This window comes from Rhodococcus sp. NFXS4 (assembly GCF_058139645.1).
The window spans coordinates 2398824-2423064 of record NZ_CP192221.1; the positions used below are offsets into that span (position 1 = coordinate 2398824).

Here is a 24241-nt window from a genome sequence, read left to right on the forward strand (position 1 = left end):
CGTCACTCGAGGAAGTCGAGCAGCGCCGTGTTGACCTCCTGGTAGTGGGTCCACAGGAGACCGTGGGGCGCGCCCTCCACCTCGACGTAGGTGGCCTCGGGGAAGGCGTCGTGGAACGGGCGACCCGTCGAATCGATCGGCAGGATGTTGTCCGCGGTGCCGTGCAGGATCAGCGTGGGCTTGCCCGACTCGCGAACGGTGCGGACGTCGTCGCGGAAGTCGGTGAGCCACGTCGGAACCACCGCGTACGCGGCGATCGGCGCACTCGCCGCCGCAACATTCCAGCTGTTGCGGACGGCGGCCTCGCTGATGCGCGTGCCGAGCGTGTCGTCCAGGTTGTAGAAGTCCTTGTAGAACGCGTCGAACCAGGCGAAGCGGTCTCCGCGTGCGGCGGCTTCGATGCTGTCGAACACCGACTGCGGCACACCCGTCGGGTTGTCGTCGGTCTGCAGGAGGAACGGCTCGAGCGACGCGAGGAAGGCGAATTTCGCCACACGGTCGGTCCCGTATCGCGAGGCATACCGCGCCAGTTCACCGGTACCCATGGAGAATCCGACGAGAATCACGTCGCGCAGATCCAGCGCTTCGAGCACCTCGTTCAGGTCCGAGGCGAAGGTGTCGTAGTCGTACCCGGACGTGGGCTTGCTCGACTGTCCGAAGCCTCGACGGTCGTACGTCACGACGCGGTGGCCGGCGTCGAGCAGAGCCGCGGTCTGGCGCTCCCACGAGTGTCCGTCGAGCGGATATCCGTGAATGAGGACGACGGGCTGTCCACTGCCGTGATCGTCGTAGTAGACGTCGACCGGGGTGCTGTTCTCGTGTCCGACAGTGATGTGTCCCATGGCGTGCGCGACCTTTCGACGGGAATGTCTCTCGTGGAGAACGAGCGTTCTCGCTCGTGTCGGCTACAGTAGAGAACGTTGGTTCTCGCCGCAAGTGCTCATGACGACAGGAGGGTTCGTGGAGACCGATCATCGCGCCAGGATCCTCTCGGCGGCAGACACGCTGTTCTATGCCAAGGGGGTGCAGGCCGTCGGTATGGACGAACTGCGCACCGAGGCGGGCGTTCCGCTCAAACGGCTCTACGCGGAGTTCCCGTCCAAGTCCGCGATCGTCACCGCGGTGCTCGACGGCCGGACGACGATGTGGAACAGCCGCATCGACGAGGCCGAGAGCGCACACGAGTCACCGCGGGACAAGCTGTTGTCTATCTTCGACTTCCTGCACGACTGGTTCCTCGAGGACGACTTCCGCGGGTGCGCGTTCATCAACTCGTTCGGGGAACTCGGCGCCACGATGCCCGCGGTGTCCGATGCCGCGCGCGCCCACAAGCTGACGTTCATCGACCATGTCACGACGCTGGCCGTCGCGGCCGGGGCGTCGCCCACCGTGGGACTGCAGATCGCGCTGTTGGCCGAGGGTGCTCAGACCACCGCGGCCATCACGCGGTCGAGCGAGACCGCGCGGGCGGCCAGGGAGGCCGCCGCCCGATTGCTCAGTCCCGCAACGACTGGGAGCCCATCACCCGGGTGACGGTGATCTCGATGACCACGCGCTCCGGGTTCTCCCGCGGCGTCCGGTAGCGCTGGGCGTAACGGTTCTCCGCATCACGCACGGCGTCGGGTTCGCGCAGGATGCGCGCCGGCCCCTCGAGGGTCAGCCATCGCGCCCCGTCGACCTGAGTCACGGCGCCGTAGCCGCCGCGCTCGGCGTTGCGCACCTTCTGCGATCCGTCCCGCGTGATCACTCGCGCCAGACCTGCCTCCGGATCCCACGTGAATCCCACCGCCACCACGTGCGGTGTGCCGTCCTGACGCTTCGTGGCCAGCGTTGCCAGATGACGCTCGGTGAGGAAGGTTCCGGCGTCGGCGTTCAGCGAGGAGGGGGTGGCGGGCATGACCGCCACGATAATCGAGGACACTGGACGCCGTGACCCACCCACCGGCCGGCCGTGACCTGACCACACCCGACCAGTCGAGCACCGGCATCCTGCTGCTCCTCGGTGGTCGCAGCGACATCGGTCTCGAGATCGCGGAGCGCCTCGCGCGCGGCCGCCACGTCGTCCTCGCCGCCCGTCGGTCCGACGATCTGGTCGCCGAGTCGGATCGAGTGCGCGCGGCCGGCGCGAGTCGGGTGACGACGCTCGAGTTCGACGCCGACGACCTGGCGTCGCACGACGGTCTCGTGACGTCAGTTCTGGCTCACGGGCCGATCGACACGGCGGTCCTGGCCTTCGGCATCCTCGGCGATCAGACGCGCGCCGAGACGGATGCGGCGCACGCGGTGGCCGTCGTCCACACGGACTACGTGGCGCAGGTCAGCATGCTGACACATCTCTCGACGGCGTTGCGCGAGCAGGGATCCGGCCGGCTCGTCGTCTTCTCTTCCGTCGCCGGCGCTCGGGTCCGCAGGGCGAACTACGTCTACGGGTCGGCGAAGGCCGGACTGGACGGATTCGCGTCCGGTCTCGCCGACGCGCTGCACGGGACCGGCGTGCGGTTGCTGCTGATCCGACCGGGTTTCGTCATCGGCCGGATGACCGAGGGGATGTCTCCCGCACCGATGTCGAGCACACCCGGCCAGGTGGCCGACGCGGTGGTCCGCGCGTTGAGCTCGCGGACCGACGTCGTGTGGGTGCCCGGCCGTCTGCGCCTACTCGTCGCCCTGATGCGCGTCCTCCCACGTCCGATCTGGCGCCGGATGCCGCGATGATCGACGTCGTGGGCGTGGGCGCCGACGGGTGGGCCGGGCTGTCGCCGACCTCCCGTGACGCCGTCGAATCCGCGGACGTCCTGTTCGGCTCCGAGCGTCAACTCGACGCGGTGCCGGGCACCGCGGCTCGGCGAATCGTGTGGCCCACCCCGATGCTGCCCGCCCTGACCGGTCTCCTGGACGAGCATGCCGGTACGCGGCGATGCGTGCTCGCGAGCGGTGACCCGATGTTTCACGGGATCGGCGTGACGTTGACGCGGCTCCTCGGTGCTGATGCGGTGCGCGTCCTTCCGCACCCGTCGTCGGCGTCGCTCGCGTGCGCCCGTCTCGGCTGGGCGCTCCACGACGTCGAGGTGGTGTCCCTGGTGAACAGGCCGATCGAGACCGTACTGCCCGCCCTGACACACCGACGCCGCGTCCTCGTGCTCGCCGAGAACGAGAGCACCGCAGCCGAACTCGCGACTCTGCTGCTGAGCCGTGACCTCGGCTCCAGTGCCATGTCCGTGCTCGAGCAACTCGGGGGACCGCGCGAGCGGGTGCGTGCGCTGCCCGTCACCGACTGGCTGCACGCGCGCGACGTCGACTCACTGAACGTCGTCGCGCTCGAGGTGCGGGGCCACACCGTCTCGCGCGCACCCGGACTCGACGACGCGCTCTACGTGGGCGACGGTCAGCTGACCAAACGTGAGGTCAGGGCGCTGACTCTCAGCGCCCTCGCGCCCTCACCGGGTGAACGTCTGTGGGACGTCGGCGGCGGGTCGGGAAGCATCGCGATCGAATGGATGCGCACGCATCCGGCATGTTCCGCGATCGCGTTCGAGCGCGTCGAGTCCAGATCCGCGACCATCCGGACCAACGCTGTCGCCCTGGGCGTTCCGTCGCTCGTCGTCCGCGGCGCGGCACCCGATTCCTTGTCCGGTGCGCCCGAACCCGACGCCGTGTTCGTCGGGGGCGGCGCGACCCAACCCGGAGTCATGGACGCCTGCTGGGACGCCCTGCCCGAGGGTGGGCGGCTGGTGGCCAATGCCGTCACCGCCGAGTCGGAATCGCTACTCCTGCAGTGGTATCAGCGGCACGGTGGTCTGCTGCGACGACTGCAGGTGCATCGCGGCGAACCGCTCGGCGGATTCACCGGGTGGCGTCCGCAGATGCCGGTGACGCAGTGGAGCGTCGCGAAGAACGAGAAGGAGACAGCGTGACCGTCAGATTCGTCGGCGCGGGACCCGGTGCAGCCGATCTCGTGACCGTCCGCGCAGCCCGCATCATCGCGTCGAGCCCGGTCTGCCTGTACGCCGGGTCGTTGGTGCCACGCGAACTGCTCGACACGTGCCCGGCAGACGCCCGCGTCGTGAACACCGCTCGCATGACGCTCGACGCGATCGTCGACGAACTCGTCACAGCCTGGGGTGACGGCCTCGACGTCGCCCGCGTGCACTCCGGCGATCCGTCGCTGTACAGCGCCGTCGCCGAGCAGGCGCGACGGCTCGACGCGGCGGGCGTGGACTACGAGATCGTGCCGGGTGTTCCGGCGTTCGCCGCGGCTGCGGCCGCGCTGGGCCGCGAACTCACCGTGCCCGGGATCTCGCAGAGCGTGGTGCTGACGCGGGTGTCGACGTTGTCGACGGCCATGCCCGACGGCGAGGATCTGCCCACGTTGGCACGGAGCGGGGCGACACTGGTCATTCATCTCGGTGCGCGCCAGATCCACAGCATCACCGAGCAACTCGTGCCGCACTACGGATCCGACTGTCCCGCAGCGGTGGTGGCCTTCGCCAGCCGCGCGGACGAGGTGATCGTGCGGGGCACCCTGGCCGATCTCGCGGACGCGACGGTGGCGGCGGGCATCGTGAAGACGGCGGTCGTGGTCGTGGGCCGCGTCTTGTCGGCCGAGGGCTTCCCGGACAGCTTCCTGTACTCGGCGGCCCGGCGACGGCTCGATCACTGACCGTCCGGGGCCGGTAAGGTCGCCCCAATGCATGTTCTGGTTCTCGGTGGCACGTCCGAAGCACGTCAGCTCGCGATCAAGCTGGACGGACTGCACGGCACCACCGTGACCTCCTCGCTCGCCGGCCGAGTGGCCGATCCCGTGCTCCCGGTGGGGGAGGTGCGGATCGGCGGCTTCGGTGGAGTGGACGGTCTGCGCGAGTGGATCACGGAGCACGAGGTGACGCACGTCGTCGACGCCACGCATCCCTACGCCGCGACGATGACGGCGCACGCGGTCGAGGTCTGCACGGCGGCCGACGTGCCGCTGGTGCTGGTGCGTCGCGCGCCGTGGAGTCCGCTGGCCGAGGACGACTGGATCACGGTGCCGTCGATGCCGGCGGCAGCGCAGGCACTCGCCGACCGACCCGCTCTCGCCCGCGTCCTGCTCACCATCGGCCGACAGGGCGTGCACCACTTCGCGTCCCTGGACGACCGGCACTTCATCGTGCGGTGCATCGATCCGCCCGAGGGCGAGGTCCCCGCGCACTCGAGCATTCTGGAGTCACGCGGGCCGTTCGACCTCGAGGGCGAGCGCGAGCTGTTGGACGAGCACCGCATCGACGTGGTGGTGAGCAAGAACAGCGGCGGCAAGCTCACGTCGGCCAAGCTTCAGGCCGCCCGCGAGCGCGGCATCCCCGTCGTCATGGTGGAACGGCCGCCCGTTCAGGACGACGTTCCCGTGGTGCCGACAGCCGACAAGTGCGTGACCTGGTTACTGAAGCGACGCACTCCCCGCGCCGCTCCCGACGCGGGCGATGGGATCGACGGTGTCGTAACGCCGTGACGTGAATACCCGCGGGCCGTCCGCGGTGTGATCGACCGTCGTGGTGGACGCTCCGACGATGAGCAGACAGCGCATGTCGATCGTGGCCGGGTCGAGATCCCCGAGCCGGACGACGGTCACCGATTCCTCGGGTCCCGAGACGTCGCGGCCCACGACGACGGGAGTGTCCGGGCCACGGTGCTCGAGCACGAGCGTCTTCAGCGCCTCCACCTGCCAGGTCCGCGAGCGCGAGGCCGGGTTGTAGACGGCGAACGCCATGTCGGCCGCCGCGATCGCGCGGATGCGGCGCTCGACCACGTCCCACGGCTTGAGGCGATCGGACAGGGACAGAACGGCATAGTCGTGGCCCAGGGGAGCGCCGACGCGGCTCGCGACCGCGTTGGCGGCCGTGACCCCGGGGCAGACGCGCACGGGAACGTGGCGCCATCGGTCCTGCGCCGCCACCTCGAGAACCGCTGCGGCCATGGCGAACACGCCGGGATCGCCGGAGGACACGACGACGACCCGACCGCCGCGAGACGCGAGATCGAGTGCCATCTCGGCCCGTTCCGATTCGACTCGGTTGTCACTCGCGTGTCGACGCTGGCCGGCTCGAACGGGCACCCGGTCGATGTAGGTGGTGTAGCCCACGAGATCGGTGGCGCGGAGCAGCTCGCCGCGCACCTCCGGCGTGGTCCACTCGGCCGAGCCCGGCCCCAGTCCGACGACCACCACCTCGCCCGACGCAGCGGGTTCGCTGACCACGTAGGACGGGCTCGAGACCACGGCGATGGAGAAGTACGGAACGTCCGTCGCGTCGTCGGCGGCGAGAACGCGTTCGCCGGTGGTGCTCGCGCGCTCGACGTAGCGGGCGCGGTCGATCATGCCGCTGTCGCGCAAGGCTTCGCGCACAGCGGGATACGTGCGGCCCAGCTTGAGGATCGCGGCGGAGTCGGTGTCCTCGAGTCGCCGCGTGAGCTCGGCGCGGGGCAGGGTCCCCGGCAGGATGGTCAGGACCTCGTCACCCTGGACGAGCGGTTCCCCGACCGCCGCGGACGCCGCACTGACCGACGTGACGCCGGGGATCACCTCGGTGTCGAAGCGGTGCGCGAGACGAACGTGCATGTGCTGATACGAGCTGTAGAACATCGGGTCGCCGGCGGCGAGCAGCGCGACCGAGCGCCCGGCCTCGAGGTGCGCCGCCAGACGTTCGGACGCTTCGACGTAGAAGTCCGCGAGCGCGCCGTCGTACCCGCCGGGGTGGTCGGTGCCTTCCGTCGTCACCGGGTAGACCAGGTGCTCCTCGATCTGCCCCTCGCGCAGGTACGGCTCCGCGGTGCGGCGCGAGATGCTCTTGCCGTGCCGGGCGCTGTGGAAGGCGACGACGTCGGCGGCGGTGATGACCCGCGCGGCTTTGACCGTCACCAGCTCCGGATCACCCGGGCCGATACCTACACCCCAAAGCTTGCCGCTCATTCGCGTTCCGTCGCAATGGCATTGACGGCGGCCGCGGCGATGGCGCTGCCACCGCGGCGGCCGAGGACGAGCAAGTGGTCGAGGCCGAGACCGGAGGCGACGAGATCGTCCTTCGACTCCGCGGCGCCGATGAAGCCCACGGGCCCACCCAGGATCGCGGACGGGCGCGGAGCGCCCTGCTGGATCAACTCCATGAGCCGGAACAGTGCGGTGGGTGCGTTGCCGATCGCGACGACGGCGCCGTCGAGGTGGTCGACCCACAGATCCACCGCTGCGGCCGTTCTGGTGGTGCCGCGCTCGCGCGCCATCTCCGGGACGTCCGGTGCGTTGAGGGTGCAGATCACCTCGTTGTCGGCCGGGAGCCGTCGACGGGTGATGCCGGACGCGACCATGGTGGCGTCGCAGAGGATGGGAGCCCCCGCGCGCAGCGCAGCACGGCCCTTCGCCACGACGTCGGCCGTCGACGCGATGGACTGCGCCAGATTCACTTCTCCGCACGCGTGGATCATGCGCACGACGACCTGGGCCACATCGTCGGAGAACGCCGACAGATCGGCTTCCGCTCGGATGGTCGCGAAGGAGCGCCGGTAGATCTCGTCGCCGTCGCGAATGTAGTCGTGCATGGCTCCACGATAGGGAGCGATGACGCGCCGTGGTCGGCCAGGGTCCGGCGCCGCGGCACGGGGGAGAGGCACCACGGATCGACACCGAATCGTAACGATGGGTCTGTTCCGGTCGTGCTGCAACGCCCGTAACGTTGCCGAGACGAACGACCGCGGGGTCGTCGACGAGAACGGAGCCGAACCATGTTTCCGAGCACTCTGTTCGACCTCGCCGGCCACTGGCTGGTCGACAACTACGCCTTCCCTGGCCAACAGATACTGGCTATCGGTGCCACGCTGTACTACCTGATCGTGACCTCACCGGGCTCCTGATCGGATGCAGGCGGCTCAGGAGCGCTGGTAACCGCTCTCGGTCGCGACCACGTCGGTGACCTCACCGCGGGGTCGGCCACATCTGCGCTCACACCCGACCCAGTGCTCCCGGCCGTCGCCCACCTCGCCGTGCTCCACGGCGGCGTCGAGATCGGCGCGCACGTCGGAGTGCGACTTCGCGCAGCCGGGAGATCCGACGCACGAGCTGGCCCGCACCCACGGTGACTCCGCGTCGAAGATCAGGCCCATCGGGGCCAACACACGCACGACCTGCTCGGCGACGCCCTCGTCGAGATCGAGGAGCACGATGCCGCGCCACGGCGTGACGTGGATCGGCTTCTCGACCGCCGCGAGGAAGAGGGCGGTGCGGGCCGGCAGCACGCCGTGGGCGAGTGCGGCACCGAGCGCGACGGTGGCGTCGTCCTGCACGAACCATCCGATCGGCGGCTCCACCGACGTCTCGACGGCGACCCGAGGGTGGTCGCCGACAGCGTGATCGACGTGACCGAGCACAGCCTCCACGCCGTTCGGCATCTCCGCGATGCGCCAGTGCCCCTGCCGCTCGCGGCGGAACCCGCGTGCCGCGTCGAGCATCACCGCGACCGCGTCGGCCCGCGGGACCCGGACGCCGCTGTCGGCGCCCGCGAGGATGAGGGCGAAGGCGTCCTCGTCGACGGCGTGGACGCCGATGTCGGCGCCGAAACCCGTCACATCGCCGCGGCCGTCGTCGACCGAGAACAGCACCCGACCCGGCAGGTCGGCCAGCTCAGGATCACTCGTGAGCGAGGTGTCCAGCGAGGACACCAGGTCGCGGACGTCGACCGTTCCGCCGAGACGACCCGAGAGTGGCGACGCCAGGATGTTGCGGACCCGCTCGTGGGTCTCCGACGGCAGAAGTCCCGCGGCCGCGAGCCGGTCGGCCAGGTCGTCGGGATCGCGTACCGCGCGGAGCTGGACGTTCCCCCGGGAAGTGAGCACCAACTCACCGTCGGACAAATCTGTCGACGCCGCCGCGAGCACACCCATCTGCTCGGCGCTGAGCGCGCCGCCGGGCAGACGCACCCGAGCCAGCAAGCCGTCCTTCGCCTCGTGCAGTTGGAGCGCCCCGGGGCAGGCGTCCCGTCTGCTCCTGTCCCCGGCATCACTCATGCAGTCCAGGCTACGACGTACGATCATCGCGAAGCACCCCGGAAGCCGGTGAGACTCCGGCGCGGTCGCGCCACTGTGACTCCAGCGTCTCCGGAGAAGTCAGACCTGGGGTGCACACCGACGCCGACGGGGCGCGAAAACCCCAGGGAAGGCTCCACCACCGTGATCTTGCTGCTCTCGACATCCGACACCGACCTGCTGAGCGCACGTGCCTCCGGCGCCGAGTACCGCTGGGCCAACCCGTCCCGCATCCTCGTCGACGCCGATCTGCCGACGCTCATGGACGGTGTCGACCTGGTGGTCGTGCGCATTCTCGGCGGGCGCCGGATGTGGGAGAGCGGTATCGACGCGGTGCTCCGCGGCCCCGTTCCGGTGGTCATGCTGGGCGGCGAGCAGGCTCCTGATGCCGAGTTGATGGAACTGTCGACAGTGCCGGCGAATGTCGCTGCGCAGGCGCACCAGTACCTGGCCGAGGGCGGCGCGGACAACCTCCGCGAGCTGTCGTGGTTCCTGTCGGACACCGTTCTGCTCACCGGTCACGGATTCGAGCCGCCCGCCCATCTCCCCACCTGGGGTGTGCTGCGCACCCGTGCGCCTTTTGCGCATCCAGAGGTACGCGAAAGGCGCACGGGGGCAGAGCCCACGATCGCCGTCCTGTACTACCGAGCCCAGCACCTCGCGGGCAACGTCGACTACATCCATGCCCTGTGCGACGCCATCGAGGCGAAGGGCGCCCGCGCGCTCCCGATCTACTGTGCGTCGCTGCGCAGCGCGGAACCCGAACTGCTCGAGGCGTTGCGCGAAGCCGACTCCATGGTGGTCACCGTGCTCGCGGCCGGCGGAACCCGTCCCGCCAACGTGGGCGCCGGTGGCGACGACGAGGCCTGGGACGTCGCCGAGCTCGCCGCGCTCGACGTGCCGATCCTGCAGGGCCTGTGCCTCACCAGCTCCCGCGCGATGTGGGACGCGAACGACGACGGCATGTCCCCGCTGGACGTCGCGACCCAGGTCGCGGTGCCCGAGTTCGACGGTCGCATCATCACGGTGCCGTTCTCGTTCAAGGAGATCGACGCCGACGGCCTCAGCACGTACGTACCCGACCACGAGCGCTGTGCGCGTGTCGCCGGCATCGCGGTCCGGCATGCTCGACTGCGCCGAATTCCCGCAGCCGACAAGCGCATTGCGCTGATGCTGTCCGCGTACCCGACCAAGCACGCCCGCATCGGCAACGCCGTCGGACTCGACACCCCGGCGTCGGCGATCGGTCTGCTGACGCGGATGCGCGAGTTGGGCTACGACATCGGACCCGTCGACGGTGACGACGCGGTGCCCGGCCTCGCCGCGCAGGACGGCGACGCCCTCATCCACGCGCTCATCGCCGCCGGTGGGCAGGACGCCGACTGGCTCACCGCCGAGCAGCTCGAGGGCAACCCCATCCGTATCTCGGCCGCGCGCTACCGACGCTGGTTCGACACGCTGCCGGAGGACCTGCGATCCGGCGTCGTCGAACACTGGGGCGAGGCACCGGGCGAGCTGTACGTCGACCGTTCGGCGGATCCGGAGGGCGAGATCGTCATCGCCGCACTGCGGTTCTCCAACGTTGTCCTCATGGTGCAGCCGCCTCGCGGGTTCGGCGAGAACCCCGTGGCGATCTACCACGATCCGGATCTTCCCCCCAGCCACCACTACCTCGCCGCCTACCGCTGGCTCGCGGCCCCGGAGGAGGACGGCGGTTTCGCCGCGGACGCCGTCGTGCACCTCGGCAAGCACGGCAACCTCGAGTGGTTGCCCGGCAAGACTCTCGGCATGTCCGCCTCGTGCGGCACCGACGCCGCGTTGGGCGATCTGCCACTGATCTACCCGTTCCTGGTCAACGACCCGGGCGAGGGGACACAGGCCAAGCGCCGCGCGCACGCAACTCTCGTCGACCACCTCATCCCGCCGATGGCCCGCGCCGAGAGCTACGGCGACATCACCCGCCTCGAGCAGTTGCTCGACGAGCACTCGAACATCTCGACGCTGGACCCGGCCAAACTGCCGGCGATTCGTCAGCAGATCTGGACGCTCATGACCGCGGCCCAGATGCACAAGGACCTCGGCCTGGAGGAACGCCCCGACGAAGAGGTGTTCGACGACATGCTGCTGCACGTCGACGGCTGGCTGTGCGAGATCAAGGACGTGCAGATCCGCGACGGGCTCCACGTCCTCGGGCAGGCTCCGCGCGGTGAGGCGGAGGTCGACCTCGTGCTGGCCATGCTGCGGGCCCGTCAGATGTGGGGCGGGGAGCGCACCGTTCCGGGTCTGCGAGAAGCGTTGGGTCTCAGCGAGGACGGCGACGAGGCCCGTACGTCGGTCGATGCCGTCGAGGAGCAGGCGCGTGGTCTCGTTGCGGCACTGCACCGCGCCGACTGGTCGGTGGACGCCGTCGACGGCATCGCCGCGGGACTGCCCGACACGGTCGCCGAGATCCTCCGCTTCGCGGCCACCGAGGTGGTTCCCCGTCTGCGCGGGACCGACCAGGAGATCGACCGTGTGCTGCATGCGCTGAACGGCGGATTCATCCCGGCCGGTCCCAGCGGGTCGCCGCTGCGTGGACTCATCAATGTGCTGCCGACCGGCCGCAACTTCTACTCGGTCGATCCCAAGGCGGTGCCGTCGCGGCTCGCGTGGGAGACCGGCCAGGCGATGGCCGAGTCGCTCGTGGCCCGCTACCTGCAGGATCACGGCGAGTACCCGCGCTCTGTCGGGTTGTCGGTGTGGGGGACCAGCGCCATGCGTACCTCGGGTGACGACGTGGCCGAGGTGTTCGCACTGCTCGGCGTGCTGCCCGTGTGGGACGAGGCGTCGCGCCGCGTCACGCACCTCGAACCGATCGCTCTGGACGAGCTGAAACGGCCGCGTATCGACGTGACGGTCCGCATCTCCGGCTTCTTCCGCGACGCGTTCCCGCACGTGCTCGCGATGATGGACGACGCCGTCCGCATGGTCGCGGGCCTGGACGAGACCGACGAGCAGAACTATGTGCGTGCGCACGCACAGGCCGATCTCGCGGAGCACGGCGACGACCGCCGAGCCACCACCCGCATCTTCGGATCCAAGCCCGGCACGTACGGCGCCGGACTGCTGCAGTTGATCGACAGCAAGAGCTGGCGCAGTGACGAGGATCTGGCGCAGGTCTACACGACGTGGGGCGGCTTCGCGTACGGCCGCGGACTGAACGGCGTCCCGGCAGCGGACGACATGCGTTCGTCCTACCGGCGCATCGCGGTGGCGGCGAAGAACACCGACACCCGCGAGCACGACATCGCCGACTCCGACGACTACTTCCAGTACCACGGCGGCATGGTGGCGACCGTGCGTGCGCTCACCGGAACGTCTCCCGAGGCGTACATCGGCGACAGCACCCGCCCGGAATCGGTGCGCACCCGCACGCTGCACGAGGAGACGTCCCGCGTGTTCCGTGCGCGCGTCGTCAACCCGCGCTGGATGGACGCGATGCGGCGGCACGGGTACAAGGGCGCATTCGAGATGGCCGCGACGGTCGACTACCTGTTCGGGTACGACGCCACCACGGGAGTCGTGCAGGACTGGATGTACGAGAAGCTCACGCAGGAGTACGTCCTCGACGAGACCAATCGGAAGTTCATGTCGACGTCCAATCCCTGGGCGCTGCACGGAATCTCCGAGCGACTGCTCGAGGCCGTGGAACGCGGCATGTGGGCGGAACCGGACCCGACAGTGCTCGCGGACCTCCGTGCGGCCTACCTCGAGAGCGAAGGCGAGCTCGAGGGCGACTGACCGGCCTATCCTGTCTCGTATGAGCAACCCGTTCGGTGACGTCGGCACCGCGAAGTACGTCCTCCTGACCACATTCACCAAGGACGGCACCCCCAAGCCGACACCCATCTGGGCGGCGCTCGACGGGGACCGGCTCCTCATGTGGACGCAACGGGAGTCGTGGAAGGTCAAGCGGATCCGCAACACGCCGCGCGTCACGGTCGCGACCTGCGATCGCAGTGGAAAGAACGTGGGCCCGGCCATGGACGCTGTCGCCGAGGTGCTGGACGACGCAGGCACCGCGCGTACCCGCGACGTGGTGATCGAGAAGTACGGCATCACCGGCCGCATCGTGGTGACGATGAGCTCGCTCTTCAAGGGTAAGAGCAGCACCGTCGGGTTGGCGTTGCGCGCGGCCTGATTCCGTGTCGGTGGTGTCGGTTACTGTCTGTTCAGGTCGTCGGGGGGCGGTCTGATCGGGGCATCACCGGGGGGTGAATTCGTGTACGACACAGTGGTTTCGACGGATGTGTTGGTGTCGGCGAAGGTTGACGCTCAGGCCTCGTTCGCCCGGTCCGTGTCGGCGTCGTGTGCGTACGTGCAGGAGTCGTCGCGTCGGCCGTCGGTGCTCGGTCCGGGTGGGGTGTTCGACGCGGAAGCTGCTGAGACCTGTGCGGTGGCGGAGGTCGCGGCGGCGTTGGCGGTCTCGACGCGCACTGTCACGGAGTGGCTGTTTCTGATTCGCACCGCCCGTCCTGCGGTGCAGGAAGCGTTCGATGCGGGCCGGTTGGCGTACGCGGCGTTCCGCACGGTCTGCCGATCCCTGGCCGGGTTCCATCATGCGACCGAAGCATTACTGCAGCGGGTCATTGCTGTCGCAGCCCGGTGCACGCCGGGTGCGGTCGCGTCGGCGATCGACCGGATCCTCGCCGACTTCGACGCTGACTGGCACCGCATCATCCGTGAACGGGCAGCATTGGAGCGGTCGGCGACGGTGCGCAAGCTCCCGCGCGATCAGGCCGAGCTGAAGATCCGTGGTCCGGCCGACAAAGTCGCCGCACTGTGGCGGAACATCGCCGCTGCCGCCGCACGCGGGGTGACCGATCCGACGTCGTTGCCGGCTCGGTTGTTCGACGCCGCGCACGCGCTCTTGACCGGGGCCGTGTCGGGTACGCCGGCCCGTGCCGTGATCGTCCTCGATGCTGCCACCGCAGCAGGGTTGGCGGGGGAACCCGGCCACCTCGTCGGCTGGGGACCGGTACCAGCTGATATAGCCCGGAGAATTGCCGGGGATGCGACGTGGCAGGCGATGATCACCGCCGCGGAGGTCGCGGAACCGCGGGCGGGGTGCAGGTGCCGATGCCCGGAGCACGACCCGCCGACCGACTCCGAACCACCGGGCCCGCCGATGCCCGCCGCCGGGCGGGAAGTCCGCCGCACCCGCCGCATGCCCGCAGGGTGGACACCGACCACGGGGAAACTGGGCAGCACGACAGCCCGAAAAGCCAGGGAGCAGGTCGAGTACCTTCGCGCGCTCGCACCATCGGCGGTGGACCGTGCCGTCGCCGACCCCGACGGACATGGGGGATTCGCCGTACCCCCGGCCGGGGCGTTGACCTACCGGCCGTCCGAGGCGATCGCGTCGCTGGTGACAGCGCTGTATTCGACGTGCGTTCACCCGGGATGTGCTGTGCCCAGCGAGGACTGCGACCTCGACCACGTGGTCCCGTTCGACCACACCGACCCCCGGAGAGGCGGATGGACCGTCACCGGCAACCTCGCGCCGCTGTGCCGTCGGCACCACGGTCTGAAGACCCGGCGGCAGTGGCACCACCGCATGCTCCGGGACGGGATCGTCCATGTCCGCGACTCGCACGGCACCGACTACTTCACCGCACCCGGCGAGTGAGGCCCCTCCTACTGGGCCGCGCTCATGGACGACATGTGGAAGTCGGGGATCCGCATCGGGGGCATCGCTGCGCGGGTGAACCAGTCCGACCACTCACGCGGCAGGGTGGGAATGGTCGTACCCGCCTCTGTCGCGCGGCGCAGGATGTCGAGCGGGCTCTCGTTGAACCGGAAGTTGTTCACGGCAGCAGTCACTCGGCCGTCCTCCACCAGGTAGACGCCGTCCCGCGTCAACCCGGTGAGGAGCATGGTCGTCGGGTCCACCTCGCGGATGTACCAGAGTGTCGTCAACAAGAGTCCGCGTTCGGTGCGCGCGACGAGGTCGTCGACGGAACCGCCGGCGCCGCCCACCATGACGAGGTTGTCACCGGGCACAGTGGGTGTTGCCCCGAATTCTGCTGCGGCGGAACGTGGGTAGGCAAGGGAGGTGATTGCACCGTCGCGGATCCAGTCGGTGCGGCCTGCGTCCATTCCGTTGTCGAACACCGACACCGCGTCGCTCGAGGATCCGGTGACCACGAACGGGGCGTACTCGAGGCCGTTCTCGGACGGGTCGGAGTACAGCGTGAGACCGAGGTGTCCGAGCACCTCACCGACGCGGGTGCCACCGCCGGGAGCGGACAGGGCGGTGCGGCCCTCCTGCGCGCCCCGGCCGTCCATCGACCACAGCAGATCGATCATCAGATCGGCGACCGCGGACGGTGAGAGGATCGTCTCGTAGCGTCCCGCGGGAAGGTCGACGGTCCGGGCGGACCAGTCGAGCCGGCGCGTCAGTTCGGCCAGGGACGCATCCAGATCGATGTCGCGGAAGTCTCGGGTACCGGTGCCCACCCAGGCACTGGCACCGCCCGAGAGACCACCCCTCTTACCGTTGATCTCGAGCGATCCGACAGGTTCGACGACGCGCCGCCGTACCCCGGTGGACGTGCCCAGCCACACGGTGCGGACCGTGTGATGCGCGAAGCCGTACAACGCATCGGCTCCGTCGAATCCCCGCGCCAGGCCCGGTACCACGGAGTCGAACACGTCGATCCCCGTGCGGAGCGGGACGTCGCCCCAGCCGGAGTCCGGCGTCGGGGCGCCCTCGACGAGGGGCATCGCATCGGTGGCGGGCTGAGCCGCACGAGCGGCGTCCTCGGCGGCTGCCACGACGCCGGCGACATCATCCGGATCCATGCTCGTGGACGAGACCGTTCCCACCCGCGCCGCCGTGCCGTCCCGCACGATCGAGACGACGGTCCAGGACCTCGAGTCACCCACGCCGTTGGTGGTCATCGAGTTCCCGGCCCACCGCAGGGATGCCTCCGAGATGTCGGCGACGATCACGACGGTGTCCGAGACGGTGGCGTACGACAGCGCACGCTCCACCAGATCGTGGCCGCCGAGGGGAGTGCTGACGCTCACTGACCCGCCTCCGTTCGTGTATTGAGGACGTTGACCGAACGGAAGAGAGCAGCGGGGCAGCCGTGCGACACTGCCGCCACCTGACCGGGCTGCGCCTTGCCGCAGTTGAACGCGCCGCCCAGACGCCACGTGGACGGTCCGCCCACCGCCTCCATCGAGCCCCAGAAATCGGTGGTCGTCGCCTGGTACGCCAGGTCCCGGACCTGGCCCGCGAGAGCCCCGTTCTCGATGCGGAAGAAGCGCTGGCCGGTGAACTGGAAGTTGTAGCGCTGCATGTCGATCGACCACGACTTGTCGCCCACCACATAGACGCCGTGCTCGACGTCGGCGATGAGATCGTCCACGCTGCGATCGACGTGCGGGTCCGGTTGCAGCGAGACGTTGGCCATCCGCTGGATCGGGACGTGGTGGGGCGAGTCCGCGTACGAGCACCCGTTCGACCGCTCGAGCCCGAGGCGGGGTGCGAACACCCTGTCGAGCTGGTAGCCGACGAGAACCCCGTCGCGCACCAGATCCCACGACTGCGAGGCCACGCCGTCGTCGTCCCACCCGATGCTGGACAACCCGTGGCGTTCGGTGCGGTCGGCGGTCACGTGCATCGACTCACTGCCGTAGCGCAGCGTGCCGAGCTGGTCGGGCGTCGCGAAGGACGTTCCGGCGTAGGCGGCCTCGTAGCCGATGGCTCGGTCGTATTCCGTGGCGTGGCCGATGGACTCGTGGATGGTGAGCCACAGGTTGGTCGGGTCGATCACCAGATCGGTGAGACCCGGCTCCACGCCGGGGGCCTTCGTCTTCTCGGCGAGCCAGTCGGGGATGCGCGAGAGTTCGTCGTCCCAGTCCCACAGTCCGTCGGCGCCGGTCCCGTCGGAGGTCAGGTACTCCCAACCGCGTCCCGTCGGGGGAGCGAGGGTGCGCATCGAATCGAAGCCACCCGACGCGGAATCGACCGACACGGCGTCGATCTGCGGGTGGAGTCGCACCCGTTGCTGCGTGATGCGCGACCCGGCGAGGTCGGCGTAGAACGACTGCTCCTTGACCTGCAGCACGGAGGCACTCACGTGGTCGACGCCGTCCGAGGCCAGCAGACGGCCGGAGTACTCGCCCAGCAGATCGACCTTGTCGGTGGTGGGGACGTCGAAGGGATCGATCTCGTAGTCCGACACCCACGACACGTTCTCGTACACCGGCTCGGAGGCGAGCACGACGGGATCCCGGTTCAGGTCGCGCAACGCCTGCGCGACGAGCACGGCGCGCGAGGTGACGGAGACGGCCTCGTCCACCGACAGCACCGCGCCGGACGCGAAGCCCCAGGTGCCGTCGACGATCACCCGGACCGCGAGGCCGAGCGTCGTCGCCTCGACACTCGACTGCACCTCGCCGTCGCGGAGAGCGAGCGACTGCGTCCGCAAGCGATGCACCCGCAGATCCGCATGCGTGGCACCGGACGCACGTGCCGCTGTCAGCGCCACGTCCGCGAGCGCGTGCAGTGGCAGGGCGACGAAATCGCTGTCGACGTCTCTCACATCGGTGACGCTAGCCGAACTGTTGCCACCCGAGTCGGATGACGAGCGCGAACACCACCACCAGCAACACGATGCGCACGAACCCGGCGCCCCGCGAGATCGCCATGCGTGAGCCGACCAGCGAGCCCGCGACGTTCGCGACGGCCATGGCGAGGCCGAGCAACCACAGGACGTCGTCGGTCGCCGAGAAGTACAGGAGGGCGCCGATGTTGGATCCCAGATTCAGCACCTTCGCCATCGCCGCGCTGCGCACGAACTCGGTGCCGAGCAGGGTGGCGAACGTGATGATGAGGAAGGTGCCGGTGCCCGGACCGAGGATGCCGTCGTAGAACCCGATGGCGACGGCGGCCACCACCACCACGATGGTGATGCGGCGGCGCGTCGGCGGATCACCCACCACGACGCCGACGGTGGGGCGCAGCGTCACCAGCACCGCGACGCCGACCAGCACCACCAGCACGATGGGGATGAAGAGGTCCTTGTCGATGAGGCTGACGGTGGCGGCGCCGAACGCCGCGCCGACCGCGGCCACCACTCCGGCGGGTGCGAGGAGCCGCCAGTTCATCGGGACCTTGCGGGAGAAGGTCAGCACCGCGGCGGTGGTGCCGGCGACGGAGGCCAGCTTGTTGGTGGCCAGCACGGTCTGCTGGGTCGTGGCCGCCGGCGTGACCAACAGGAGTGCGGGCAGCAGGATGAGCCCGCCGCCACCGACCACGGCGTCCACCCAACCCGCCGCCAGCGCGGCAGCCAGCAACACCGACCAGTCACCAGCACCCATGGCGGACATTCGATCACAGCTCCCGCGCTACGCTTCGACCACGATGCGCCGATTCAGCGAATGGCTCCGCCACCGTCCGTTCGCGGTCGACTGTGCGCTGGCGGTGTCACTCTTCCTCATCGAGCTCACGGCCGTCGGTGCCGTGGAGCAGCCCCTCGTCTACGTGGCGATGGCGGTCGCCGTGTCCACGCCGATCGCCTGGCGCCGCCGCTACCCGGTGGCCGCCGCCTGGACGGCGCTCGCACTCGGCCAGGTCGCGACTCTGATGGTGTGGGCATCGGAGGAACCGCGCACGCTGCCGCCCGGGCAGCTCGGCTTCGTGGTGATGCTCTACACGCTGGCCGTGTACACCGACCGGCGCACGACCCTCCTCTTCGCGCTGGGCCTCGCGGCCGACATCGTCGTCGTGCGACTCGTGCTCGGGTCCGACTGGACCTCCAGCATCTTCTTCGTCCTCCTTTACGCCCTGGCCTACATCACGGCGGAGTTCCTCGGGACTCGCCGGGCCTACGTCGCCGAGGTCAGCGCACGGCTCGCCGTCGCCGAATCCGATCGTGACCGACGCGCCGTCGAGGCGGTGTCCGCCGAGCGCACCCGCATCGCCCGCGAACTGCACGACGTGGTGGCCCACGCGGTGAGCGTCATGATCGTGCAGGCGGACGGGGCGTCCTACGCGCTGCGGTCGGACCCGGAGCGGGCCGCGGCGGCACTCGCGAACATCTCCGCGACCGGCCGCACCGCACTCGCCGAACTCCGACGCACGGTGTCGCTGTTGCGGACCGACGAGTCGTCCGAGTCCCACCCCGAGTACGGCACCGCGGCCCTCGCCAAGATCGTGGAGTTGATGCGCGCCGCCGGGCTGCGGGTGTCCATCGAGCAGACGGGCGAACTCGACGACCTACCGCCGGCGGTGTCGCTCGGGGTGCACCGGCTGGTGCAGGAATCGCTCACCAACGTGCTGCGCCACGGCGGTGAGCGGCCCCGAGCCGTGGTGGCCGTGCGCCGCGAACCGTCCGCGGTGACGGTGTCGGTGATCAATTCCTCGGACGACACCGGCCCGGCCGTCGACATCCACGCCGCACCCACCACCAGCGGCTTCGGCGTCATCGGCATGCGCGAACGTGTCGCCGTGCTGGGCGGAGAGCTCCGCGCCGGTCCGCTGCCGGACGGCCGGTGGCGCGTGGCCGCGACGCTGCCCCTCGAACTGAAGGCCGCGCTGGGCGTCGACCAGGACCACCCGGACCGCTAGGTTGTCTCCCGTGTCCATCTCGGTGCTCCTGGTCGACGATCAGGAACTGATGCGCATGGGTCTGTCGATGGTTCTCGGCGCGCAGCCCGACATCGACGTGGTGGGCGACGTGCCCGACGGTGCCACCGCGATCGCCGCGGCCGCGCGCCTCGAACCGGACGTCGTGCTGATGGACGTCCGCATGCCCGGTATCGACGGTGTCTCGGCCACCGAACGCATCATCGCGGCGCAACCCGAGGTGCGGGTCATCGTCATGACGACCTTCGACCTGGACGAACACGCCCTGGGCGCACTGCGTGCCGGTGCCAGCGGATTCCTCCTCAAGGACACGCCTCCGGAGGACCTCGTGTCCGCGATCCGCAGCGTGGCGGCAGGGGACGCCGTCGTCTCGCCGCGGGTGACCCGACGTCTGCTCTCCCGCATCGTCGCCGGGCAACCGCGCGATGTTCCCGGACGATCGGCAGCCGTCGAATCGCTCACCGACCGTGAGCGCGAGGTGCTGCTGCTCATCGCCGCCGGTAAGTCGAACGCCGAGATCGCGGGTGAGCTGTTCCTGTCCGAGGCGACCGTCAAGACCCACGTCGGCCGCATGCTCACCAAGCTCGGGCTGCGCGATCGCGTCCAGGCCGTCGTGCTCGCCTACGAGCTCGGACTGGTCACTCCGGGCGCCTGACCGGCCGGGAGAAAAACGAGGCGGTCGCGCGTTGACACGGCAGACGGGTTCGACCAGTCGCCGAAAGGACTCCCGCGATGCCACTGCTCTACTTCTTCCTCTACCTCGTCGTCGAGATCAGCGCCCTCGTGTGGCTCGGCTCGGCGATCGGCATCCTGTGGACGGTGTTCGTGGTGATCGCACTGTCCGCTCTGGGCATGGTCGCGATCCGCTCCCAGGGTCGGCGCGTGCTCTCGGAACTGCGCTCGGCCAACGCCGGACGCCGCTCACCCGGCGGCGCGGTCGCGGACGGTGCGCTCGTGGCCCTCGGCTCGGTCCTGCTGACGATTCCCGGTCTCGTCTCGAGCGTCCTCGGCCTGCTGCTGATGATCCCGCTGACCCGCGCGCTGCTTCGTCCGGTCATCGCGCGGTCCGCCGCCCGGCGCGTCGAGACGGCCGTGGCCTCGGGCCGTACGTTCCCGCCCGGCGGTTTCGGGCCGCAGGGATTCGGGCCGCAGGGTTTCGGGGCCGGTCACGTGGTCATCGACGGCGATGTGATGCCGGACCGCGGGAATTCGGCCCCTCGCGACACGCGCGGTGTGATCGACGGCACCACCGGCCGCGACGAGCGCTGACCCCCGACACCCCGGCCGCCCGACACCGGGCACACTGGCGAGCGTGAGTACGCATCTGCTGGTCGGCGGACGGATCTACAGCCCGTCCGCGCCCGACGCGACAGCCATGGCCGTCACCGACGGCACCGTCGTCTGGATCGGTGAGGATCGCCCCGCGCGGGCGCTGCATCCCGACGCCGAGGTGGTGGAACTGAACGGGGAGTTCGTGACTCCCGCGTTCGTGGACACCCACGTCCACACCACCGCCACCGGTCTGGCGCTCATCGGACTCGATCTGAGCGGCGCTCGGTCTCTCGACGAGTGCCTGCGTGCTCTCGCGGCGTACGCGGCCGAGGACGGGGGCACCTTGATCTGGGGGCAGAACTGGGACGAGTCGACGTGGCCGGAGGGGCGCGGCCCCACCACCGCGGAGCTCGACGCCGCAGCACCCGGACGGGCCGTGTACCTCTCGCGCATCGACGCGCACTCCGCGGCGTGCTCGACGGTGCTGCGTCGCGCCGCCGGGGACGTGGTCGCCACCGCAGATCCGCAACGGCCGCTCATCGCGGAGGCGCACCATGCCGTGCGCACCCGGGCGCTGGACCTGCTGAGCCCCGCGGGCCGGCACCGCGCCCGCGTCGCCGCGCTCGATCATGCTGCCGCGCACGGGGTCGCCGCCGTGCACGAGTGCGCCGGCCCCGACATCTCCGGCCGCGTCGACCTGGCCGAACTCCTCGCCCTCGAGCACGGCGTCGAGGTGCGCGCCTACTGGGGCGAGGCCGTCTCGACCCCGGACGAGGCGACGGCACTCCTGGCCGCGACCGGCGCGCACGCCCTGGGCGGCGACCTCTTCGTCGACGGTTCGATCGGCTCGCACACCGCCTGGCTGCACGACCACTACGCCGACCACTCCGGTTGCGGCCGTTCGTATCTCGACGTCGACGCGATCGCGGCGCACGTCTCCGCCTGCACCCGCGCCGGGATCCAGGCCGGCTTCCACGTCATCGGCGACGCCGCCACCACTGCCGTGGTCGAGGCGTTCGGGCGGGTCGTGGCCGAGCTCGGCGGCCCCGCCGTGGCGTCTCGCGGCCATCGCCTCGAACACATCGAGATGGTGTCGTCCGAGCAGGCCGACGCCCTCGCGGCGTGGGGTGTCATCGCGAGCGTGCAACCGGTGTTCGACACCTACTGGGGCGGTGAGGAGGGCCTGTACGCCACTCGACTCGGCGCGGAGCGCGCTCGCGCACTCAACCCGCTGGCGATGATGGCGTCCGCCGGGGTGTCGCTGGCCATCGGGTCGGACGCACCCGTCACGCCGCTCGAGCCGTGGCGCGGTGTCCGCGGAGCGGTCAACCACCGCACACCGGGCAGTGCCGTCTCGCCCCGCGCCGCGTTCTCCGCGGCCACGCGCGGCGCCTGGCGCGCCGGGGGAGTGCGCGACGGCCTGGCCGGCACGCTGGTGCCGGGCGCGCCGGCCAGCTATGCGGTGTGGGACGCCGCGGAACTGGTCGTGATCGCACCACGGGACTCGGTGCAGCGCTGGTCCACCGACCCGCGGTCACGAGTTCCGGCCCTGCCTCGCCTCGATCCCGAGGCGCCGGACCCGGTGTGCCTGGAGACCGTGCACCGCGGCACCACGGTGTACCGCGCGTGAGCGTTCCCGCTCGACTGATCCCACCCGCGCGGCTCGCTCTCTCGGCCGGCGCCGGCGCGCTCCTGTTCGCGTCGTTCCCACCGCGATCACTGTGGTTTCTCGCGCCCGTCGCCCTGGCGCTCGTCACGTTCGTCCTGACCGAGCGGCGGGTCGACGATCCGGCGCGCGCCCTGTCGCTGAAGGGCGGCTTCCTGTACGGGTTCGCTTTCGGCCTCGGCTTCTTCCTGCCGCTGCTCCCGTGGATCGGCGTGTACGTCGGACCGCTGCCGTGGATCGCGCTCGCCGTCGCGGAGTCACTGTTCCTCGGTCTGTTCGGACTGCTCGCCGTGGTGGTGTCCCGCCTGCCGTTCGCCGCGGTGTGGATCACCATGGTGTGGTCACTGACGGAGTGGTTGCGCAGCACGGTCCCGTTCGGCGGATTTCCCTGGGGCCGTCTGGCCTTCGGTCAGTCCGAGTCACCCCTGCTTCCGCTGGCCGCACTCGGCGGCGCCCCGCTGCTCAGCGCCGCGGTGGCACTGATCGGTGTGTGCCTGACGCTGCTGTGCAGGACGGTGCGAACCGGCTTCGCCGTCACTTCGGTCGCCGGGCTGGTCGCGCTCGCCGCCGTGGCGCCGGTCGTCGCCCTCTCCGTACGCCCCACGCTCGCGGGTCCGCAGGACGGCGACGACACGATCACCATCGCGGCCATCCAGGGCAGCGTTCCCCGGCTCGGCCTCGACTTCAACGCGCAACGCCGCCAGGTGCTCGACAACCACGTGAACGAGACTCTCCGGCTGGCGGAGGAGGTCGAGGCGGGGCGGACCCCGAAGCCCGACGTCGTCATCTGGCCGGAGAACGCGTCGGACGTCGATCCCACCCGCGACGCGACCGCAGCGGCCGAGATCACCGCCGCCTCCGTGCGGATCGACGCACCGATTCTCGTGGGCGCGGTGCTGTCGAATGCCGACGGCACCTCCACCAACTCGGTCATCGCCTGGGACGGAGCCGCCGGACCGGGGGAGCGCCACGACAAGAAGATCGTCCAACCGTTCGGGGAGTACCTGCCGTACCGCAGCTTCTTCCGGTTGTTCTCCTCGTACGCCGACTCGGCGGGCAACTTCGTGCCCGGCGACGGTGACGGCGTCGTGCACGTGCCCGCCGGCACGGATCGCGAGCAGCGGGCCCTCGCCGTGGGAGTCGCGACCTGCTACGAGGTGGCCTTCGACCGCGCACCCACCGAGGCGGTGCGCGCCGGCGCCCAGATTCTCGCGGTGCCCACCAACAACGCGACCTTCGGCGACACGGAGATGACCTACCAGCAGCTGGCCATGTCGCGAGTCCGGGCGGTGGAGCACTCGAGGACCGTCGTTGTCGCTGCCACCAGCGGGGTCAGCGCCGTCATCGCGCCCGACGGTTCCGTGACCTCGCGAACCGCTCTCTTCGACGCCGACCATCTGGTCGCCACGGTGGGTCTGCGCACCGACACCACACTCGCGACACGGCTGGGATCCACCGTCGAGTACGTGTTCGTGGCCCTCGGCGTCCTGAGTGTGATCGGCGCCACGATACCGAACGTTCGACGGCGTCGGGCCCGCTGACCGGGCACACGGCTCCGCGTCCGCTGGTCGGGGCGGTCTTTCCGCACTTTTCGTGATCTGTCACCGCGATGGACGTAACGTTTC

General features: G+C 70.0%; 22 protein-coding genes. 14 read left to right on the forward strand and 8 right to left on the reverse strand.

Annotated elements, in window-relative coordinates:
• Positions 1 to 2: 2 nt before the first annotated feature.
• Positions 3 to 842, reverse strand: coding sequence for an alpha/beta fold hydrolase (locus tag J4E04_RS11245; RefSeq protein ID WP_490148626.1), 840 nt, complete (start codon positions 840 to 842; stop codon positions 3 to 5).
• Positions 843 to 942: 100 nt separating this feature from the next.
• Between J4E04_RS11245 and J4E04_RS11250 the strand changes: the two genes are divergently transcribed.
• Positions 943 to 1533, forward strand: a complete 591-nt coding sequence (locus tag J4E04_RS11250) for a TetR/AcrR family transcriptional regulator (RefSeq protein WP_027505372.1) — start codon at positions 943 to 945, stop codon at positions 1531 to 1533.
• Here the strand turns inward: J4E04_RS11250 and J4E04_RS11255 are convergent.
• Positions 1496 to 1897, reverse strand: a complete 402-nt coding sequence (locus J4E04_RS11255; protein ID WP_056444561.1) for a PPOX class F420-dependent oxidoreductase — start codon at positions 1895 to 1897, stop codon at positions 1496 to 1498. The two genes, J4E04_RS11250 and J4E04_RS11255, sit on opposite strands and share 38 nt — an antisense overlap.
• 32 nt (positions 1898 to 1929) lie before the next feature.
• Between J4E04_RS11255 and dprE2 the strand changes: the two genes are divergently transcribed.
• From dprE2 to J4E04_RS11275, 4 genes are read left to right on the forward strand one after another with little or no spacing between them, the layout of a single operon-like run.
• Positions 1930 to 2712, forward strand: coding sequence for a decaprenylphospho-beta-D-erythro-pentofuranosid-2-ulose 2-reductase (gene dprE2 / locus J4E04_RS11260; RefSeq protein ID WP_307108879.1), 783 nt, complete (start codon positions 1930 to 1932; stop codon positions 2710 to 2712).
• Positions 2709 to 3911 (forward strand): precorrin-6y C5,15-methyltransferase (decarboxylating) subunit CbiE, encoded by a 1203-nt coding sequence (gene cbiE / locus J4E04_RS11265; RefSeq protein ID WP_490148627.1) that lies wholly within the window; start codon positions 2709 to 2711, stop codon positions 3909 to 3911. Before dprE2 ends, cbiE begins: the two co-directional genes overlap by 4 nt.
• Positions 3908 to 4657 (forward strand): precorrin-4 C(11)-methyltransferase, encoded by a 750-nt coding sequence (cobM, locus tag J4E04_RS11270; protein WP_222648939.1) that lies wholly within the window; start codon positions 3908 to 3910, stop codon positions 4655 to 4657. Before cbiE ends, cobM begins: the two co-directional genes overlap by 4 nt.
• A 27-nt stretch (positions 4658 to 4684) precedes the next feature.
• A complete protein-coding gene (locus J4E04_RS11275) occupies positions 4685 to 5482 on the forward strand; it encodes a cobalt-precorrin-6A reductase (RefSeq protein WP_222631146.1) in 798 nt (265 codons plus the stop codon).
• Here the strand turns inward: J4E04_RS11275 and cobJ are convergent.
• Positions 5411 to 6937 carry a precorrin-3B C(17)-methyltransferase gene (gene cobJ / locus J4E04_RS11280; protein ID WP_490148628.1) on the reverse strand — a complete coding sequence of 509 codons (1527 nt, stop codon included), beginning with the start codon at positions 6935 to 6937 and terminating at the stop codon, positions 5411 to 5413. The genes J4E04_RS11275 and cobJ overlap by 72 nt on opposite strands.
• Positions 6934 to 7560: a precorrin-8X methylmutase gene (locus J4E04_RS11285; RefSeq protein WP_027505377.1), complete on the reverse strand. Its 627-nt coding sequence runs from the start codon at positions 7558 to 7560 to the stop codon at positions 6934 to 6936. The genes cobJ and J4E04_RS11285 overlap by 4 nt, the downstream gene beginning before the upstream one ends.
• A gap of 183 nt (positions 7561 to 7743) precedes the next feature.
• On the opposite strand from J4E04_RS11285, the gene J4E04_RS11290 reads away from it, so the two are divergent.
• A complete protein-coding gene (locus J4E04_RS11290; RefSeq protein WP_307093034.1) occupies positions 7744 to 7872 on the forward strand; it encodes a hypothetical protein in 129 nt (42 codons plus the stop codon).
• A gap of 15 nt (positions 7873 to 7887) precedes the next feature.
• On the opposite strand, the gene cobG is transcribed toward J4E04_RS11290, so the two are convergent.
• Positions 7888 to 9021 (reverse strand): precorrin-3B synthase, encoded by a 1134-nt coding sequence (cobG, locus tag J4E04_RS11295; protein ID WP_490148629.1) that lies wholly within the window; start codon positions 9019 to 9021, stop codon positions 7888 to 7890.
• 162 nt (positions 9022 to 9183) lie between these two features.
• Between cobG and cobN the strand changes: the two genes are divergently transcribed.
• The 3 genes from cobN to J4E04_RS11310 all read left to right on the forward strand — a co-directional run bounded on the left by cobN (position 9184) and on the right by J4E04_RS11310 (position 14707).
• Positions 9184 to 12819 (forward strand): cobaltochelatase subunit CobN, encoded by a 3636-nt coding sequence (cobN, locus tag J4E04_RS11300; protein WP_490148630.1) that lies wholly within the window; start codon positions 9184 to 9186, stop codon positions 12817 to 12819.
• Positions 12820 to 12838: 19 nt separating this feature from the next.
• Entirely contained in the window at positions 12839 to 13219 is a 381-nt protein-coding gene (locus J4E04_RS11305; RefSeq protein WP_222631154.1) for a PPOX class F420-dependent oxidoreductase, read from the forward strand.
• Positions 13220 to 13333: 114 nt separating this feature from the next.
• Complete coding sequence (locus J4E04_RS11310) at positions 13334 to 14707, forward strand: HNH endonuclease signature motif containing protein (RefSeq protein ID WP_490148631.1); 1374 nt, start codon at positions 13334 to 13336, stop codon at positions 14705 to 14707.
• 8 nt (positions 14708 to 14715) lie between these two features.
• Here J4E04_RS11310 and J4E04_RS11315 read toward each other — a convergent pair whose 3' ends face one another.
• The 3 genes from J4E04_RS11315 to J4E04_RS11325 are packed head-to-tail and all read right to left on the reverse strand — an operon-like array spanning position 14716 to position 18411.
• Positions 14716 to 16110, reverse strand: coding sequence for a metallopeptidase TldD-related protein (locus J4E04_RS11315; protein WP_490148632.1), 1395 nt, complete (start codon positions 16108 to 16110; stop codon positions 14716 to 14718).
• Positions 16107 to 17633, reverse strand: coding sequence for a TldD/PmbA family protein (locus J4E04_RS11320; RefSeq protein ID WP_490148633.1), 1527 nt, complete (start codon positions 17631 to 17633; stop codon positions 16107 to 16109). The genes J4E04_RS11315 and J4E04_RS11320 overlap by 4 nt, the downstream gene beginning before the upstream one ends.
• A 10-nt stretch (positions 17634 to 17643) precedes the next feature.
• Complete coding sequence (locus J4E04_RS11325) at positions 17644 to 18411, reverse strand: TSUP family transporter (protein ID WP_056445145.1); 768 nt, start codon at positions 18409 to 18411, stop codon at positions 17644 to 17646.
• Between the two features lie 43 nt (positions 18412 to 18454).
• Here J4E04_RS11325 and J4E04_RS11330 point away from each other — a divergent pair, with 43 nt between their 5' ends.
• From J4E04_RS11330 to lnt, 5 genes are all read left to right on the forward strand, one after another.
• Positions 18455 to 19660 (forward strand): sensor histidine kinase, encoded by a 1206-nt coding sequence (locus J4E04_RS11330; RefSeq protein WP_490148634.1) that lies wholly within the window; start codon positions 18455 to 18457, stop codon positions 19658 to 19660.
• 10 nt (positions 19661 to 19670) lie between these two features.
• Complete coding sequence (locus J4E04_RS11335; RefSeq protein ID WP_056444522.1) at positions 19671 to 20333, forward strand: response regulator; 663 nt, start codon at positions 19671 to 19673, stop codon at positions 20331 to 20333.
• Positions 20334 to 20410: 77 nt separating this feature from the next.
• Positions 20411 to 20947, forward strand: coding sequence for an FxsA family protein (locus J4E04_RS11340; protein WP_285184792.1), 537 nt, complete (start codon positions 20411 to 20413; stop codon positions 20945 to 20947).
• A 43-nt stretch (positions 20948 to 20990) separates the two neighbouring features.
• Complete coding sequence (locus tag J4E04_RS11345; RefSeq protein WP_490148635.1) at positions 20991 to 22580, forward strand: amidohydrolase; 1590 nt, start codon at positions 20991 to 20993, stop codon at positions 22578 to 22580.
• A complete protein-coding gene (lnt, locus tag J4E04_RS11350) occupies positions 22577 to 24157 on the forward strand; it encodes an apolipoprotein N-acyltransferase (RefSeq protein WP_490148636.1) in 1581 nt (526 codons plus the stop codon). The genes J4E04_RS11345 and lnt overlap by 4 nt, the downstream gene beginning before the upstream one ends.
• Positions 24158 to 24241 lie beyond the last annotated feature (84 nt).